Source organism: Bacillus sp. SD088 (genome assembly GCF_017355205.1).
Lineage (GTDB): Bacteria > Bacillota > Bacilli > Bacillales > Bacillaceae_C > Lederbergia.
Genome location: NZ_JADIJK010000002.1, coordinates 126,756 through 144,555, shown reverse-complemented (window position 1 = coordinate 144,555; position 17,800 = coordinate 126,756). Strand labels below are relative to the sequence as shown.

The window sequence follows — 17,800 nt, the reverse complement described above, 5'->3', positions numbered from 1 at the left end:
ATTTAGTTTTATTGAGGTGGAATGCCTTCAATGTTGGTGGAGACGCTCATAGTTGTACAAAGACAATGTAAAGAGAGGGATTTTATTTCATGAAAAATTTTCGCTTGTTATCAGTAGTTTTTTTGATCGGAACTCTCCTTGTTGGTTGTAGTTCCGGAAACAATAGCCAATCTAATTCAGGAGGCACAGAATCAAAAGCCGGCGATAAGTCAGATGGGAAGCTGTCAGGTGAAATTACTGTTTGGGCTCATCCCTTTACAGGAGATCAAGACGTAGAAGGAAAGATGTGGGATGAGATTATTTCTTCCTTTGAAGAAGAGACAGAGGTGAAAGTGAATTTTGAACAAATCCCGTGGGCGAACCGTGATCAAAAGATTTTAACGGCATTGGTTGCTAATAATGGCCCCGATGTGTTCTATGCAATTCCTGACCAAATGCCGCAATATGCAGAGGAGGGCATGCTGCTAGAGCTTGATCCATATTTAGAAGATCTAGACATGGATGATTTTGTAGATACAGCCATAGTATCCACGACATGGAAAGATAAGTTATACGGTTTGCCGATTTTGCAAGAGGCTTATACATTTTTGTATAACGTTGATATTGTGAAGGATATTGGGGAAGACCCAGAGAATCTGCCAAAAACATGGGATGAATTTGATCAATGGGCCAAGAAGGCAAAAGAAAAAGGTTACTATGCTATGAGTTTTGCAGGAGGCGGTTCTATGAATGGAACCCTCTATCCATATGTTTGGCAAGCTGGTGGGGATGTCGTCAATGTAGATAATCAAGTATTAATTAATAATGAAAAGAGTTTAAAAGCTTGGGAACGACTGGATCACATGTATAAAGAAGGGTGGATCCCTGAAGATTCGGTTACGGCAATGGAACATGATGCTTTATGGGATAGTGGGAAACTTTTAGCTGTTCAAGGTTCAGGTGCTTCCATCACAAATATGTTAAGTAAAGATTTGTTTGAATTTGTGATTGCCCCACCATTAAAAGGTGAAAGGCAAGTGACATATGGAACGACAGGGATGTTTGTTGTGCCTGTGAATACCGATAACCCAGCAGCTGCAGCTAAATTTATTAAAGTGATGACAGATACAGAAAATCAAAAGCGCTTTAATAAAGTGACTCAATATATTCCGACGCGCGAATCAGCAAAGGAAATTTTTAATGATGAACCATATTTAAGTCAACTTGCAACCTATACTGAATATGCCTTGCCAGGAGTCATTCATCCTGCAGGACGTACGATCATGCCTTTCATTCAATCTGAACTTCAAACAATGATGGAAGGAAAGAAAACGCCGAAGGAAGCAGCCGATGCAGCTGCAGAAGCGGTACAACTAGAATTAGATAAGAAATAGTGTTTCATAGACAGAGGGTTTGATAACGTTCATCAAACTCTCTGTTACTGACTTTTTAAGAAATAGGGTGATGACAGTGGACAATACTGAAGCGAATTCGACCGTATATATTTTAAATAAGAAAAAAATGCCTTTGGGACAGCGCGTCAAAAGGGAACTAAAACGAAATGCAATTGTCTATATTTTCCTTACCCCAGTTATGATTCATTTTTTAATTTTTCAAGTGTATCCGTTTCTATTAAGTTTCTATTTAACTTTTATGGACTGGAAAATAATTGGGGATCCAGAATTTGTAGGACTCAAACATTGGAAAAATTTATTGAGTGATAAATTAGCATGGAAAGCAATTTGGAATACTGTTTTATTTTCGATTTATTATATATTACCCACAATGGCACTTGGCTTAATTTTAGCGCTTATTATTAATTCTGGTGTAAGATTTGCTCGCTTTTTTAAAGGGATTTTCTTTTTACCTGTTGTGACATCATTCGTTATTATTGCTGGTATTTGGGGCTGGTTATTTAGAGGAACTCCAGATGGATTAGTCAACTATTTAATTAGCTTCATTGGGATTAAGCCACAGCTATTTTTCTCAGCTTCTGATCAAGCTTTAATAGTATTAGCAGGTTTAAGTATTTTCAAAGTAAGTGGGAGTACAATGATCTATTACTTTGCTGGATTACAATCCGTTCCAAAGCAATTGTATGAAGCTGCACGCATTGATGGCGCTTCTGCCTTTCGGATTTTTCGTAGTATCACTTTTCCATTATTAAAACCTATTCATTTTTATGTATTAATTACGACGACCATTGGCTCTTTCCAAATCTTTGATTCAGCCTATTTGTTAACAGGTGGGGGGCCGAATTATTCGACAACCACACTCGTTTACTACTTATATGAACAAGGTTTTACCAGCTTGAACTTAAGCTATGCATCGGTATTATCATATGTTTTGTTTATTATCATTTTGGTTATTTCCCTTATACAGAGGAAATACCTGGGGAAAGAAACAAATATTTATTGATGGGGTTAGGCTTTAGGAAAGGAGAATTCGAGCATGGCTAAGAAAATCATTCCGTATACAGCATTGCTTTTATTAGGAGCTTGTTTTCTATTACCATTTATCATTATGATTTTGGGATCTTTTAAAGATGCTCAGTATGCACAACTAGATCCTTTGTTTTGGATTCCAGATCAACCTACTTTGAAAAACTATATTTACATTTTTAGAGATGGCACCTTTTTACGTTGGATTATGAACTCCGTCATTGTGACGGTCATTCCAGTCCTTAGTCAAATGATTTTTTGTGCGGTATTAGGCTATATATTTGCGAAAAAGCAATTTCCTGGAAGGGAAATGCTCTTTTGGATTTTTATGGCAGTGATTATGATTCCTCAGCAATTGCTTATTATTCCAAAGTATATTATGTTCTCTGATTTTGGTTGGATCAATACATTTAACGCCCTGATTATTCCTGAGCTCTGGGGCATTATGGGTGTATTTCTTGTCAGGCAATTTTTGCAAGGAATCCCGGATGATTTTGAGGAAGCTGCCTATATCGATGGAGCGAATGATTTTCAAATCTTTTTTAGGGTTATATTGCCACTATCCATACCAGTAGTAGCGACGGTCGGGACATTTTCTTTTATTTCAAACTGGAACGATTTATTCCAGCCTTTGATTTATTTGACACAGGAGAAGATGTTCCCGATTACACTCGGATTAGCCTCTATGCTGGGGAAAGAAGGGAACTTTGGGATTGAGATGGCCGGATCGGCGATTTCATTCGTCCCAACCTTTTTGATTTTCCTCTTTTTCCAACGCTATTTTACAGAAGGAATTCAAATGTCTGGGTTGAAATAAGGGTTCACACTAGGAAGAGTTGAGACAGCTAAGATGTCTAGCAGTCGAGAGTCTGTCGCCAAGTTGATATAAGGAAAGGCTGGAGGATAAACCTCCAATCCCGTCCTTAAAAAAGTTCTTCATCATCAATAAAACTAAGTCGGTAGATACGGCGGGGGCGTCCTTTATGTGTGACTTTTTCTTCTCCAACAATCTCAACTAATTCAGCATCCATCCATTTTAATAGAATGCGATGCGCACTTCTTACCGTAATCTTTAAAGTTGAAGCCAATTCTTGAGCAGTGTAATCAAACTTTCGATAGCGGGCAACACGTGCCATCAACTTTGTCATATAGGCGGCAGACATTCCTGCCTTCTCGGCTTTATCTAAAAGCCCTGCATCTGTAATAGCTAGGTCATATCTCTCATACTGGGTATGGGTTGTGATATCAACGGGACCTAAAACGCTCCGGTCTTCTCGCACAATATAACAAATATTTCCTCCTAATTCCTTGGATTGACGGAGGGCTAATCGTGCATGGTTCCCTGCTTCGGCTGCCGTCCTACCGAATCCAATGCCCATGCTGAGAGTAATATCAAGTTCGCTTTTAGTATCTTGGAGAAGGGGGATGAACTTATAGCCTCTTGTTTCCCGTTCAAAGATCCCTCTTGTAGTAATGAATGAATATTCTTCTCCTCCTAAGTTGATAAGATGGCCATCTAGCTGTTTCATATAATCAAGTAGCATCTGTTGAATGTTTAATTTCAATATTTGTACATCGTGTTCAGACGTGAATTTTTCCACAACGCCTTTGAAGTTGTCGATATTAATTAATCCAAATACAATTTGCGCTTCTTTATTTCTTCGAGTATTAGTGGCCAAGAGTGCGCGCTCAAGGGAGACAATCAGGTCTTGCTGTGTAGGTGTCACCCATTCAAAAGGAATTTCTCGTTCCATCAGACCATCAGCGACCTCCTGAATCCCAGTGAGGGCAACAGTACCGTATGTATAATAATTATGAAGGTGAAATTCAATGATTTTTTGGATTTTTGACCCTTGGCTTTGCTTCTTATAAATAAGTATTTCTTTTGGCTGTTCACCAAGCTCGAGCAAAATCTGTTCTACATATTTCAGCTCTACTGTATCAACAGATAATCCCTTTAATCCATGATTACTTTTCAAAAGGAATAAAGAACGATAAAGACCCGTTCCCATTAAAGGGACATGATGGACTGGGAGGCTGAACTCAACTTGTTGTTTGGCCAACTCATAAACATGGTATTCGGTAAAAAGAATGACATCAACATCACTCATTAAGTCTTTGAGTGCGTTAGGATCAAAGTTAAAGGAGTTAAAGTGACGAAATTGAGCTTGGAAATTTGGGAAAGATTTTAGCGTTTCACTCGCTAGTTCGATCAAAGGTGGGGGACCAATAATACCGATCTGGATTTCTGAATGGCAAGAAGCTCTAGATTGAATTGTCATCGATTCTTCTCCTTTATAGGACATACTTGTCTCTTTAGTTAACATATTACTTTTTTCATTAGCGACTGTCAAAGTCTGATTTTATTAGATTTGTAGTATTTTCTTATATGTTTTAATTAAAGACATTTATAAGACTTGTCTTTTAATAGGTCTCTTCATACAATACGAATAAGTGGTATTTATGTTTGTAACATAAGAAATATAGGGGTGTTTAAATGAGAACAATCGCAGAATTAGAAGCCTTTATGACAAAGCCTTCAAAACAACTATTAGAGGACATTAAACATATGAATGGCGATATTTTAATTTTAGGCGTAGGAGGAAAGATGGGGCCAACTTTGGCTAAATTAGCGAAACGGGCTATTGATGTAGCAGCAGTGAAAAAAAGAGTCATTGGCGTCTCGCGTTTTTCATCGGGAAATTTGCAAAAAGAATTGGAGGATTTTGGAATTGACACCATTGCCATCGATTTATTAGATGATCAAGCTTTACAGGCCTTACCGAATGTTGAAAACATTATTTATATGGCAGGTAATAAGTTTGGTACAGTTGGGAATGAACATCTTACTTGGGCGATGAATACATACTTGCCTGGCCGATTGGCTGAGAAATTTTCCTCCTCAAAAATTGTCGCTTTTTCAACCGGTAATGTGTATCCTTTGACGAACGTGTTAAACAATGATTGTACAGAAGAGAAGTCAGTAGAACCGATTGGTGAATATGCGCAATCTTGTTTAGGACGGGAGCGAATCTTAACTTATTTTTCTCGGAAAAACGAGACACCGATGCTTTTCTTTCGATTAAATTACGCCATCGATATGCGCTACGGGGTAGTTTTAGAGATTGGGAAACAAGTATTAGCGAAAAAGAAGATTGATTTAGCGATGGGGAATGTGAATGTCATTTGGCAGGGAGATGCCAATGAATATGCAATTCGTTCTCTATTACATTGTGAAACACCACCGAAGATTTTAAATATAACAGGACCAGAAACCATCTCAATTCGTTGGTTGGCCGAGGAATTTGGAAAGCGCTTTGGCGAGCGCCCTCAATTTGAGAATGAGGAGCAACAAACAGCTTTATTAAACAATGCGGCTAAAGCCCATCAATTATTTGGCTACCCAAAGGTATCGATCCAGCAAATGATTGACATGGTCTCGATTTGGTTGATGAACAATGGGGAGACTCATGATAAACCGACACATTTCCAAGAACGAAAAGGGGCTTTCTAAATGTTAAATCAACAAGTAAAAGAAAAGCTACATGAAGGAGCTGTGATTCCAGCTCATCCCTTGGCTTTAACGAATGAACGAGAACTTGATGAGAAAAGACAACGTGCACTGACGCGTTATTATATCGATTCAGGTGCGGGGGGAGTGGCAGTTGGTGTTCATACAACTCAATTCGAAATACGTGACCCTCAGTTCAACCTCTATGAAAAAGTGATGGCTTTGGCTATAGAGGAAATTGAAAAGGCTGGGATGACTGAAGCTTTTATAAAAGTAGGGGGGATTAGTGGTCCGGTTGAACAGGCGATTAAAGAGGCGAAGTTTATTAAAGGGATCGGGTACGATCTTGGTTTGCTGAGCATGGGTGGATTAAAGTCATATTCGGAAGGAGAACTTCTAGAACGAACAGAAAGGATTGCGGAAATCATCCCGGTATTTGGCTTTTATTTACAGCCATCTGTTGGGGGAAGAGTGTTATCCTATGAATTTTGGAAGGCGCTTGCAGAAATACCGAACGTTCATGCTATTAAGATCGCTCCTTTTAATCGTTATCAATCGCTTGATGTTGTGCGCGCTGTTTGCCGTTCATCAAGGAATGAAGAAATCGCGATCTATACGGGAAATGATGATAATATTGTGAATGATTTATTGACAACGTATCGTTTTGACGTAGCTGGAAAAAAGATAGAAAAGCAGATTGTTGGAGGGTTGCTTGGTCATTGGGCTGTTTGGACGAAAAGAGTAGTTGAGTTGTTCAAACAAATTCAATCCGTAAGGGATCAGGAGGAAATACCAAGCGAGTTTTTGACTTTAGGACAGGAAATTACAGATGCAAACGCCGCCTTTTTTGATGCAAAGAATCAATTTAAAGGCTGTATAGCAGGGATCAATGAAGTTCTAGCAAGACAAGGACTATTGCAAGGAAATGAATGTTTATTGGATAAAGAGAGATTAAGCTCCAATCAGGACAAGGAAATCGATCGTGTCTATGCGGCATACCCGCATTTACATGATGATGAGTTTGTGCAAGCCCATCTTAAAAAGTGGTTGAGTGAGGTATAAGAATAGGAGAGTGTGAATGATGACTTTGCGCAAAATAGTGGCAAAAAACCAACAGATTGAAATAGCCCATGAGGATATTCCTTTACTCAAACCGAATTATATTTTGATCAAGACAATGTATTCTGTCATCTCTCCAGGGACGGAATTAGGGATGATGGAGAGTAGCACGAATTGTGAAGTTCCACTTGGTTATAGTGCCATGGGGGAAGTTGTGGAATGGGGGGAGGGGATCACCGATGTGGAGAAGGGTAACCTTGTTGCCTGTTACGGGGCGCCATTTGTTCATCATGGTGAATATTTGCTGGTGCCCCGCACATTGTATACAAGAGTACCAGAAAGCGTGGAGACAAAAGAGGCTGCACTTGCAGGAATTGGGGCGATCGCGATTCATGCACTCAGAATTGCTAAGCTACAATTTGGCGAAACGGTCGTAATCGTAGGGTTGGGAATGCTTGGGCAAATGATTGCTAAAATTGCCAATGCTGCTGCCTATCATGTAATTGCTTGTGATTTATACGAAGAGCGTGTGGCTATGTTAGCTTCTGATAATGGTATTCATGCTTTCGCTAACGTAGAGCAGATGGAGGCAAAGATCCTTGAAAGTACAAATGGGCACGGGGCAGATGCCGTTTTGCTTTGTACAGGTGGGAAGAGATCTCCTTTGACCCATGAGAGCCTAAAATGGATTCGAAATAAGGGCAAGGTTGTAATTGTAGGAGATGTGGAACCTGACTTTCCAAGAGATCTTATGTTTGGAAAAGAGGCGGAACTTTTGATATCGCGAGCGGGTGGGCCTGGACGCTATGATGAGGTCTATGAGAAGCAAGCGATTGATTATCCCTATGGGTTTGTGCGTTGGACGGAAGGGAGAAACATTGCTGAATATATTCGTTTAGTAAGTGAAAGACGAATTGACGTCCAGCCGTTAATAACGGCAGAGGTGGCTTTTGACGATGTTCTAGGTGAATTTGAACAGTTACGCAATAAGAAGACAAGTACATTAACAAAACTAATTCGTTATTAATGGGCACTTTTTATCCCGAATTAACTGGCAGTAAGCCCCCCACTTCAAGAATTCGAGGTGAAAACGAGGGGACAACTACCAGTAAATACCCTGTTGGTTCAGACCTGCAGGACGCAGGTTATAAAGGCGTTGCGACGTACAGGACGTACTAGTGCGGGCGAAACGACAGGATGTTGCGAATTTAGCCTTTGATCCTTACCATTCAGTGGGGGATGAAAAAAACCACTGAATGAAGTTTCACTTTATGGTCGTTGATATTCATTGTGCCAGGGCGTAGTGCTCAAAAAGCGGGCGCTTTCCCTGGAAAACAAGAAAGGGAGGTGGTGGAGACTTTGGGAATAGAGAAGCTACATTATTATGTACCAACCACAAAAAACTCAGAGAAAAGGTTCATTAAAAAAGATGTCATTATATATGGAGGAACACCAGCAGGCATTACAGCTGCTGTGCAGATTGCCCGCTTAGGGTATTCAGTAGCAATTGTGGAATTTAGTCAGCAGGTCGGTGGGATGACAGCTAGTGGTTTAGGAGCCACTGATCTCGGGGCAGAAGAAGCGGTTGGTGGTCTTGCTAAAGAATTCTATCAAGAGATCGCCCGTTATTATCAAAAGGAAAAACAATGGATTTTTGAGCCGAAAGCAGCCCAATATGTTTTTCAAAAATGGATAAAGGAGCATGATATTGCCGTATATTATCGTCAACATCTAGAGAAGGTGTTGACGATAAAGGGGAAAATAACCGAAATTGTCATGGAGGATGGTTCTTGTTATCAAGCTGACATTTTTATGGATTGCAGTTACGAAGGTGATGTATTAGCTAAGGCCGGTATATGCTATTTTGTTGGAAGGGAATCCAATGCGACATATAAAGAAATTTATAATGGGATTCAATTTGGCGGCCCCCACCATAAATTTGAAAAATGGATCGATCCTTATAAAAAAGAAGGAGATGCCAAAAGCGGGCTCTTACCAGGAATAACGGAGGATGACCCAAGCATACTAGGCTATCAAGGGCAAGGGGATCACCGTATTCAAGCTTATAATTTCCGGATTTGCCTTACGAACGATCCCGAAAAGCGGGTTCCTTTTCCGAAACCAGCCAACTACTGTGCCGAGCAATATCAATTACTATTACGATACATCCATTCTGGTGTGTGGGATGTGTTTAAACTCCATACTATGCTACCAAACAGAAAGTCTGATTTAAATAATTATGGTGCTTTCTCGACAGATTATATTGGCATGAACTATGACTGGCCAGAAGGAAGCTATGAACATCGCGAGGAAATCTTTCAACAACACGTAGATTATGATCTCGGTCTCCTTTATTTTCTTGCAAATGATAAACGAGTACCAATTAGTATTCGCGCAGAAGTAGCTGAGTGGGGGCTTCCTAGAGATGAATTTGTGGAAACAGGGCATTGGCCCCCACAGCTTTATATTCGTGAGGCAAGACGGATGATTTCTGATTATGTGATGACAGATCATAATTGTTTAGGACAAGCCTCTATTCATGATTCTGTTGGCCTTGCTTCCTATCATATGGATTCCCATCATTGTCGTCGTGTTGTGATAGATGGACGATGTGTCAATGAAGGAGATGTTCAAGTACCGACTTCTCCGTTTTCTATCTCATATCGTTCGATTTGCCCACAATTAAGCGAATGTAGGAACCTACTTGTCCCTGTTTGTTTATCGAGCTCGCATATTGCTTATGGTGCCATACGCATGGAACCTGTTTTTATGATAGTAGGGCAATCCGCTGGGGTAGCAGCTGTACTTGCCTTGATAAACAAGGTAAGTGTACAAGAAGTACAATATAATGATTTAAGAACTGAACTTCTGCGTTGCGGACAAGTATTAGAGTGGTCGGAAGAGATAGAGGATGATCCGATTAAACGCATGGAAGCAACATTTGGAAAATAAAGCCAATCCGCCTCATAGCGGATTATTTTTATGGAGAAAGTCGGGGCTAGTTCGATAGGAATACAAGCTTAAGGGATAACAGGGATTTTAGTAGCTAGGAAAGTAGAAGTTTGTCCTATATAATACTGAGCAGGACAGTATGGGGTTCGCTTTTGATTGTGCCCCCCATAGGAGAACAGCATTTAAGGAATTAAACCGTGAAAGTGATATTGCATCATAAAGGTCATTTCGCCTGTTTGTCCTCCGATCAACTTTCCGAATTTATCCCGAATTAACTGGCAGTAAGCCCCCCACTTCAAGAATTCGAGGTGAAAACGAGAATTGTAAGTGGGGGACAACTGCTAGTAAATACCCGATTGGTTCAGGCCTGCAGGACGCAGGTCACAAAGGCGTTGCAACAGGATGTTGCGAATTTAGCCTTTGATCCTTAACATTCAGTGGGGGAAAAAAACCCCCACTGAATGAAGTTTCAATTTATCGGGTGTATTCGGTGTTGACTTATTAGACTTTTCTTTTTGCTGTTCATTTGTATGTTGCGACATGTGATCACTCCTACATTTCACTTGATCGCTCTTTTTATTCGTTTCCGGAACAGCTGAAAATATGTTCGTTGCTAAAATAATAAAAGGAAATTTAGTGTGGTATTCATAACGGTCAAGGGGATAAAGAGCTTATGGATAGAAGACAAAAACAATCTGATTACGGGATGATCGAGGCCATTGGCGTCGTGCTCGTGTCAGCGTTCATTATATTTATTTCAAGATGGTTGTCCAGCCAGGAAGATAAGGGACAATTTATAAAATTCATTGTTTATGATGTTTTGGTCGTGAATATGAATGGTATTCTCCTTATCTTGCTAGGTTTGGCTCTTATAGTCTTTTGCATATACTTTATTGTAAAAAAGAAAGCGGCTGATCCGAAGCGTTTAGCATGGATTGGTCCTTTAATAGCATTATTTTTGATTGGTTTAGGGGGGCTTCTTTCTCATAACTTAAAAGATAACCTCATTGATATAGCTAGCTATATCACGGGCAATACGGTAACAGAGGAGGTAGTTATTGAAAAATTTGCTATTCGTTCTGCAGGAGAACATACCTATTATGAATACATATTTGCTGATGGACGGGAATTTTCAGAAAGATATTCAGGAAAGGGATTTAGGCGGATTGAAGAAGGAAGAGCGTATGTAATTCAGTATCTGCCTAAATCAAAAAAGCTTTTAAGTATAAAGCTTGTTGAATAGAAAATTCCAAAAAAGACGACAATCTTGTGGAAACTGAAGACATCTGTAGCGTATGGTGTCAGGGATAAGTGCCGCAAGCTAGATACGCGCATTCTAGCGGTAGACTCAAAACGCGTCAACGTGTTTAGTACATCTTGTACGGCACAACCCCTGCATGATCTATGCCCTGTCGGTCTGTCACAAGAAAGTTTTTTGGAGATTTTCGACTTTTAGAAGAGCTCTTCATTTTTCCTTTTTCATAATAAAGCAAAGATGCCTCCCGCTTTGCTTATCTTGGCGATGAGAAAAACCATCAGAACTTTGAAACGTGCAGGTATAATCTATTTGGATTTGATTTTCCGGAATGCCAGCTAATAGGCATTGCTGTTTCACGGTTTCCTGATTATCAATATGATATTTGCTTGTTTGTTCGTTATATTCAATCCACTTATCCGCATAGCCTAAGTCTTTATATTGTACGTAGACATCTTCATCCACTTCAAATTTTTCTTGACTGAGCGCTGGACAAATTTGGACATGAAAACCATTTGGATCACATTGGTTGTCATGAATCAGATGCTTAAATAATTTTAATGAGATCTCTTTGACAGTACCTTGCCAGCCTGAGTGAATAACGCCCGCAACACCATTTGGTTCATGATAAAAGAATACTGGCACACAGTCTGCATTGAAGCTACATAGTAAAATGTTGGGTTCGTATGTGTAAAGCGCATCAGTCACTGGAACAGCAGTCTCTAATTTGTCAGCCCCGCGGCCTTTATCAGCGTGGACAACTTGATGGAAATTGGCACTATGTGTTTGTTCCGCACAAACGAAGTCACCTAATTCGCAATTTAAAAAGCGGGCTAATTGCCGGCGATTCTGCAATATCGCTTCCCTATCCTGACAAGCATGAAGAGCCATATTAAAGTTTTCCAGCTGATCTTCATCTTTCATCGTCATTCCTGCGAGCCATTTTTCGTTATTGATATACATTTTTATATTCATAAGTATCACCTGTCTATCTTATGTTTTTTAACGGCTTTGTGGCAATATGTGAGTGATTTTATTTACTTGTAAGCGGAAAATAAAGAAATGATGGTAGGGATTAATGTGGAGTTGAAAAAGGGACAATTTTCTGCCCCCATTTCTGCCTATGTTTGCGTCTTACTAGCTAAGGAATTCAGTTAGGCGGCTTGTTCCTTCCGTTGCAGAAGCACTGCTGCGATCACGATGAATCCTTTGAAAGCCTCTCGAAGAAACGGCGGAACACCAAATAGATTCAATAAATTGTTCATGACGGCGATAATCAGCATCCCATAGACTGTCCCCAAAATAAACCCTCTGCCTCCAAGCATGCTTGTGCCGCCCACGACGGCAGCTGCGATCGCATCCATTTCCATTCCTCGCCCAGCATTTGAAAAGTCCATAGAGCCAATCCGCGAGACTTGGATGACAGCTGCAATCGAAACAAGGACGCCCATCAATGCGTATACATTTAGTTTGACTTTATTTACATTGATACCAGAGAGCTTAGCCGCTCTTTCGTTTGATCCTACTGCAATAATTTGCCGACCAAAAACGGTTTTTTTCGATATATAATATAAAATAAAGGCGATGATCGCCCAATAAACAATTGGCATAATCATATAGTTGCCAATTTTAAAGCTTGCTAACTGGGTAAACTCAATCGGAACCTTTGGATTGTAGCCTTGCATAAAGTGTTGTGTGACACTTCTAAAGATCATCATTGCTCCTAAGGTCGCAATAAAGGGCGGAATATTTCCTTTTGTTACACTTGTTCCAATTAAGAGTCCAAGTAAATAGCCCATAAGGATGACAAGTACAATTGTGATGAGGATCGCGGGAAAACCAGTTAGGCCAAGGCCGGCTAAAATTCCTTTTGTACTAGTATCCAATAGAACCATCGTAAAGGCTCCTGTTGCCACTAGAGTAGAGCCGACGGCAAGGTCAATCCCTCCGGTCATAATGACAAAGGTCATACCGAGTGCGATAATTCCGACTCCGGCATTATTTCTTAAGATATTTACCCAGTTATTTAACCACGATTGAAACCAGCTTCCAAATGAATCATAATTAAAGCCCAATACTAAAGTTTGGATAATGATCATCACAATAAGTGCGATGGCTGTACTAAATACAGGCTCATGGTGCCATTTATATTTAAACCATGTAAAAAAGTTTCGATTATTTTTAACACGGATATTATCGGTCATTGGGTTTTCCCTCCTTTAGCCTGATCAATTTCCGCCTGTAGCGAGATTCATAATCGTATGCTCATTCATTTCTTTTCCCGTTACCTCGCCTTGAATGACCCCATGGTACATTACAAGAGCACGATCACAGACACGAATAATTTCTGCGGCTTCACTAGAAAGGACGACAACCGCAATATTTTTGTCTGCGAGATCTAAGATAATATCATAAATATCTTCTTTAGCTCCAACATCAACACCCTGTGTGGGGTTATCCAAAATAAGTAACTGTGGATCGGCTGCCAACCATTTGGCCAGGACAACTTTTTGCTGATTCCCTCCAGAGAGACTTGTGATATTGTCTGTTTGCTTGCCCATTTTTAAACGTAATCGCTCTCTTTGTTTTTCAAACTCGAGCTGATGTTTCTTCGTTTCAATTTTCCCACGTTTGGAAAATTTAGGCCAAGTGGCAATCGAAGCATTCTCAAAAATATCCATATCCTTAATAATGGCATTTTCTTTCCGATTTCTTGGAAGATAGGCAATGCCTTTTTTGATCGCTTGTGTTGGACTATGAATGACGACTTCTTTTCCATTCAGAAAGATCTTGCCTGCTGAAGGATGTTTCGCTCCAAAAGTAGCTTGAAAAAGCTCGCTTCGCCCATCCCCAAGTAATCCCGTAAACCCGACAATTTCGCCAGCCCTAATGGAAAAATGAATATCTTTAAAAGCGGCTGGGTCAGTGAGACCTTCCACTCGCAAAATTTCTTTCCCAATTTTTTTCTCCCTTAATAAGGGTTCTGTTCTTACATCAAATCCAACCATATATCTAGCCAAATCATTGGTTGTGACATCGCTCACCGCTCCTTCTGCAACAAGATTACCATCGCGAAGGACGAGATAGCGGCTACAAAATTGCATAACTTCATTTAATTTATGGGAAATGAAAATAATGCCGACGTTATGCTTTGTTAATGTTTTCATCATTGTGAACACACGCTCTATTTCTTGGTCTGTTAGAGACGTGGTAGGCTCATCCATTATTATAATGGATGCGTCTGTCATTATCGCCCGGCAAATTTCTACTATTTGTTTATAGGAGGAATCCAAGTCTCGAACCATTTTTTCGGGATCTAAATCAATATTCATCTTTTTAAATATTTCATTGGTTTCATGATACATGCGTTTTAAGTCTAAGCTACCTGTTTTAGTTTTTAATTCTCTACCAAGAAACATGTTTTCATAGATGGGCAAGTCATTGATTAAATTTAATTCCTGGTGTATAAAAGCAATACCCGCTGCCTGTGATTGGGCCGGTGTAGCAAATTTTACAGGCTTTCCATCGATTAGAATTGAACCTGCATCCATTTGGTGAACGCCTCCAAGAATGTTCATCAGGGTTGACTTTCCCGCACCATTTTCACCAAGCAAAGCGCATATATCTCCGCCTTGAACACTAAGCGAAACATCCTTGAGCACATTGTTTTTTCCAAAGGATTTTCTTATATTATTCATTTCAATTTTCATACGATCACTTCCATAACCTGGGACAATGAAAGGCAGAGAAAGCTTTTCTTTGTCCCAGAACATTTACTTGTCGAAGGCCAACAGAATGTTGGTCAGAAAGGTGTTGCGACGTACAGGATGTACTAGTGTAGACGAAGCGACAGGACGTCGCGAACTTAGCCCTTTTTCTTAGTAGGAAGAGTCTTCGTCAATGAATTCTTCGTAATTATCCCGGTCCACAACGGTTGTAGGGATGATCGTTACTTCGTCCGCATCTTCTCCATTTAATAATTTAAGCGAGACATCGACAGCGTCCTTCACCATAGCTGGGCTATAAAGTGTTGATTGAATCCAAATATCTTCGTTTTCTGGCATCATGTTGAAGTATTCTTGCATACCGCCTCCGCCAGTCACTACTTTAATATCATCTCTGCCAGCTTCACTAATTGCTTGTAGAACACCAACGGATGTTTCGTCATCCATAGAAAAGACAGCATCAATATGTTTATTACTTGTTAAAATATCAGCAAAATCCTTCAAACCATCTTCTCGTGTAAACTGAGTCGCATATGTGCTAATTTCCATGTCAGGAGCCATTTCCTCCATCGTGTCCATAAAACCTTGTTTTCTTAACTTGGAAACAGAACCAGAGGATGGCACCTCTAGGACAACGACATTACCTTCTGTACCAATTTTATCAATAATATATTTTGCACTTTCAATTCCCATACCTTCATTATCGCCAGATACGCGGTAAACCCCATCTGCGTCAATTTCGATATCAAAGTTTACTACTTTAATACCAGCATCAAGAGCGGTCTGGATGGGGATTTCCATACCTTCCCATTGAGGGAACGCTACAATGGCTTCCGCACCCCATGTCATTAAATCATCTAATTGAGAAGTCATTTCTTCTGCATTAGAACTTGTTTGGATTTGGTAATCAATCTCATCAGACAATTCCTTCGCACGTGTCTCTGCCTGATGGGCTACATCTGATACCCAACCATGCGTGACAGCAGGTGCAAGAATTCCAACTTTATGTTTCTCTGTACTTGATTTTTCGCCTGAATCGTTACCTGAATCATCATCCTGTGTTCCTGAATTACACGCACTTAATAGCGGTACCAACATTAATAAAAGTACAACTAGTACACTTAAACTTTTCTTCATGAGAATGAACGCCCCTTTTTTCATATTTTTAAATGGAGGATCTAAAATACTTCTAACAAACGAAAGGAAAAAGCTATTAGGCTTGTATTGGAAAAACGGCTATACGCTCGATTTAAAAGCTTTAAGCTGTTGGCACCTACCTAATCTAAACGTTTCACCAAAAATTTGGATAATGCAAGAACGGAAAAGACTTGTTCAAACATTCACATCGTGATATAGCCATTTACCCAAAACTTTCTTATGCACCTTCATTATAAGACATCTAAGGAGGAGAGTAAATTAGATTCTCAATTTTATTTTTAATTCGTTTTATACGATAAAAAGTCGTCAAAAAGGAGCTTGCAAGTTTCCTAATTTTTGGTGGAATTTAAGCAGGGAAATGCTGCAAAAGCGAGAATAGTTATATAGAAGTGAATGGAGGGGATGATGTCTAAGGGTAAGGTATTGATGGAACGGGATGATGGCCTTGAAAGAGGAAAGTGACTGAAATATGTATAGGTCTTTTAAGGCTTCTCTGGAATCTATAGAGGAAATTTATTAGATAGTAAGGTACAATTTAGAATAGGAACATAAATTGAAAGGGGAATGAACATGACAGAGCGTAAAATAAAGTGGGGAATTATGGGTGCGGGGAATATCTCGCGAAAGTTTGCCTCAGATTTAGTGCAATCGGAAAATGCTGAACTATTGGCTGTAGCGTCAAGAACAGAGGGAAAGGCGGCTGCCTTTGCAAGCGAATTCAATATTGCCCGTCCTTATGATAACTATGATCAATTTTTGCAAGATCAAGAGATTGAGATTGTTTATATTGGGACATTACATACTCAGCATAAAGAATGTGCATTGCAATGTTTAAAGTCTGGTAAAGCAGTATTATGTGAGAAACCGTTTACGATGGATGCAGAAGAGGCTGAGGAATTAATTCAAGTGGCAAAAGAAAATAATACTTTTTTAATGGAAGCGATGTGGACACGTTATTTACCGGCTATTGTGAAAGCGAAGAAATGGTTAGAGGAAGGGAAAATTGGCGAAGTGCGAATGCTGACAGCTAATTTTGGCTTTAATGTGGGATGGAGCCCCAAGAGTCGCTTGTTAGATAAGCGACTAGGGGGTGGCGCGATGTTGGATGCCGGTATTTATCCAATTTCTTTCGCCTCATTCATTTTCGGTCAGCAACCATCGCAAATTAAAAGCAGTGCTCACATAGGAGAAACGGGTGTAGATGAACACTTTTCTGCTCTCTTCGAGTATCCGGATGGAAAAACAGCAATGCTAAACTCAGGAGTGCGGCTTAACTTAGCCAATGATGCGTATATTTATGGAACAGAAGGCTTTATCCGCCTTCCTAACTTCTTATTTGGAGATGGGGCCTATTTACACCAATCAGGTTCAGACGTAGTCGAATTTCAAGATGATCGAAAACTTCAAGGCTATCTTTTTGAAGCTGAAGAGGCGATGGCTTGTTTAAGAGCAGGGAAGCTTGAAAGCTCCACCATGCCTTTAGAAGAAACCCACGATATTATGAAAACAATGGATGCTCTTCGTAAGCAATGGGGCTTAGTATATTCATAATCAGCTAGATTTTTAAGAGGATGTTCAAAAAGGCCGATAAAAGAGACATTTCGTCCTGTGTCGAACGTCAAAGTCACCACAAACGGGCAGTCCGCCTCGAACTTTCGATTTACGGGGCGCCAGTGCTTTTATCCGGTTTGGTTCTTTTTGATTGGAGGCGGCAATGAAA

Annotated in this window: 14 protein-coding genes; 9 read left to right on the top strand and 5 right to left on the bottom strand. The window is 40.0% G+C overall.

Annotated features, from left to right (window positions below; translation table 11 throughout):
- Positions 1-89 precede the first annotated feature (89 nt).
- The 3 genes from IPU53_RS02435 (at position 90) to IPU53_RS02425 (ending at position 3,237) form a co-directional block, all read left to right on the top strand.
- On the top strand, positions 90-1,373 hold the full coding sequence (locus IPU53_RS02435; protein WP_207447191.1) for a sugar ABC transporter substrate-binding protein: 1,284 nt from the start codon (positions 90-92) through the stop codon (positions 1,371-1,373).
- Positions 1,374-1,500: 127 nt separating this feature from the next.
- The gene (locus IPU53_RS02430) at positions 1,501-2,397 is read left to right on the top strand and encodes a carbohydrate ABC transporter permease (protein ID WP_242698032.1); all 897 of its coding nucleotides are present in this window, start codon (positions 1,501-1,503) and stop codon (positions 2,395-2,397) included.
- 33 nt (positions 2,398-2,430) lie between these two features.
- Complete coding sequence (locus IPU53_RS02425) at positions 2,431-3,237, top strand: carbohydrate ABC transporter permease (RefSeq protein WP_207447187.1); 807 nt, start codon at positions 2,431-2,433, stop codon at positions 3,235-3,237.
- A gap of 106 nt (positions 3,238-3,343) precedes the next feature.
- Here the strand turns inward: IPU53_RS02425 and IPU53_RS02420 are convergent, their stop codons facing one another.
- Entirely contained in the window at positions 3,344-4,702 is a 1,359-nt protein-coding gene (locus tag IPU53_RS02420; protein WP_207447185.1) for a hypothetical protein, read from the bottom strand.
- Positions 4,703-4,917: 215 nt separating this feature from the next.
- Between IPU53_RS02420 and IPU53_RS02415 the strand changes: the two genes are divergently transcribed.
- The 5 genes from IPU53_RS02415 (at position 4,918) to IPU53_RS02395 (ending at position 11,185) form a co-directional block, all read left to right on the top strand.
- Positions 4,918-5,934: an NAD-dependent epimerase/dehydratase family protein gene (locus IPU53_RS02415; RefSeq protein ID WP_207447183.1), complete on the top strand. Its 1,017-nt coding sequence runs from the start codon at positions 4,918-4,920 to the stop codon at positions 5,932-5,934.
- A complete protein-coding gene (locus IPU53_RS02410) occupies positions 5,935-6,993 on the top strand; it encodes a dihydrodipicolinate synthase family protein (protein ID WP_207447181.1) in 1,059 nt (352 codons plus the stop codon).
- Positions 6,994-7,009: 16 nt separating this feature from the next.
- On the top strand, positions 7,010-8,017 hold the full coding sequence (locus IPU53_RS02405) for a zinc-dependent alcohol dehydrogenase (RefSeq protein ID WP_242698012.1): 1,008 nt from the start codon (positions 7,010-7,012) through the stop codon (positions 8,015-8,017).
- A 323-nt stretch (positions 8,018-8,340) separates the two neighbouring features.
- On the top strand, positions 8,341-9,942 hold the full coding sequence (locus IPU53_RS02400; RefSeq protein WP_313886432.1) for an FAD-dependent oxidoreductase: 1,602 nt from the start codon (positions 8,341-8,343) through the stop codon (positions 9,940-9,942).
- A gap of 673 nt (positions 9,943-10,615) precedes the next feature.
- Complete coding sequence (locus IPU53_RS02395; protein WP_207447177.1) at positions 10,616-11,185, top strand: hypothetical protein; 570 nt, start codon at positions 10,616-10,618, stop codon at positions 11,183-11,185.
- Positions 11,186-11,407: 222 nt separating this feature from the next.
- Here IPU53_RS02395 and IPU53_RS02390 read toward each other — a convergent pair whose 3' ends face one another.
- From IPU53_RS02390 to IPU53_RS02375, 4 genes are all read right to left on the bottom strand, one after another.
- Positions 11,408-12,172, bottom strand: a complete 765-nt coding sequence (locus tag IPU53_RS02390; protein WP_207447175.1) for a polyphenol oxidase family protein — start codon at positions 12,170-12,172, stop codon at positions 11,408-11,410.
- Between the two features lie 179 nt (positions 12,173-12,351).
- Complete coding sequence (locus tag IPU53_RS02385) at positions 12,352-13,401, bottom strand: ABC transporter permease (protein WP_207447173.1); 1,050 nt, start codon at positions 13,399-13,401, stop codon at positions 12,352-12,354.
- A gap of 24 nt (positions 13,402-13,425) precedes the next feature.
- The gene (locus IPU53_RS02380) at positions 13,426-14,907 is read right to left on the bottom strand and encodes a sugar ABC transporter ATP-binding protein (RefSeq protein ID WP_207447171.1); all 1,482 of its coding nucleotides are present in this window, start codon (positions 14,905-14,907) and stop codon (positions 13,426-13,428) included.
- Positions 14,908-15,075: 168 nt separating this feature from the next.
- Positions 15,076-16,059, bottom strand: coding sequence for an ABC transporter substrate-binding protein (locus IPU53_RS02375; RefSeq protein ID WP_207447169.1), 984 nt, complete (start codon positions 16,057-16,059; stop codon positions 15,076-15,078).
- A 591-nt stretch (positions 16,060-16,650) separates the two neighbouring features.
- Here IPU53_RS02375 and IPU53_RS02370 point away from each other — a divergent pair.
- On the top strand, positions 16,651-17,631 hold the full coding sequence (locus tag IPU53_RS02370; RefSeq protein ID WP_207447167.1) for a Gfo/Idh/MocA family protein: 981 nt from the start codon (positions 16,651-16,653) through the stop codon (positions 17,629-17,631).
- Positions 17,632-17,800 lie beyond the last annotated feature (169 nt).

Bases quoted from the DNA above. Each gene is read 5' to 3' on its own strand.
- IPU53_RS02435 (WP_207447191.1), top strand. From the start codon at position 90: ATGAAAAATTTTCGCTTGTTATCAGTAGTTTTTTTGATCGGAACTCTC.
- IPU53_RS02430 (WP_242698032.1), top strand. From the start codon at position 1,501: ATGCCTTTGGGACAGCGCGTCAAAAGGGAACTAAAACGAAATGCAATT.
- IPU53_RS02425 (WP_207447187.1), top strand. From the start codon at position 2,431: ATGGCTAAGAAAATCATTCCGTATACAGCATTGCTTTTATTAGGAGCT.
- IPU53_RS02420 (WP_207447185.1), bottom strand. From the start codon at position 4,702: ATGACAATTCAATCTAGAGCTTCTTGCCATTCAGAAATCCAGATCGGT.
- IPU53_RS02415 (WP_207447183.1), top strand. From the start codon at position 4,918: ATGAGAACAATCGCAGAATTAGAAGCCTTTATGACAAAGCCTTCAAAA.
- IPU53_RS02410 (WP_207447181.1), top strand. From the start codon at position 5,935: ATGTTAAATCAACAAGTAAAAGAAAAGCTACATGAAGGAGCTGTGATT.
- IPU53_RS02405 (WP_242698012.1), top strand. From the start codon at position 7,010: ATGATGACTTTGCGCAAAATAGTGGCAAAAAACCAACAGATTGAAATA.
- IPU53_RS02395 (WP_207447177.1), top strand. From the start codon at position 10,616: ATGGATAGAAGACAAAAACAATCTGATTACGGGATGATCGAGGCCATT.
- IPU53_RS02390 (WP_207447175.1), bottom strand. From the start codon at position 12,172: ATGAATATAAAAATGTATATCAATAACGAAAAATGGCTCGCAGGAATG.
- IPU53_RS02385 (WP_207447173.1), bottom strand. From the start codon at position 13,401: ATGACCGATAATATCCGTGTTAAAAATAATCGAAACTTTTTTACATGG.
- IPU53_RS02380 (WP_207447171.1), bottom strand. From the start codon at position 14,907: ATGAAAATTGAAATGAATAATATAAGAAAATCCTTTGGAAAAAACAAT.
- IPU53_RS02375 (WP_207447169.1), bottom strand. From the start codon at position 16,059: ATGAAGAAAAGTTTAAGTGTACTAGTTGTACTTTTATTAATGTTGGTA.
- IPU53_RS02370 (WP_207447167.1), top strand. From the start codon at position 16,651: ATGACAGAGCGTAAAATAAAGTGGGGAATTATGGGTGCGGGGAATATC.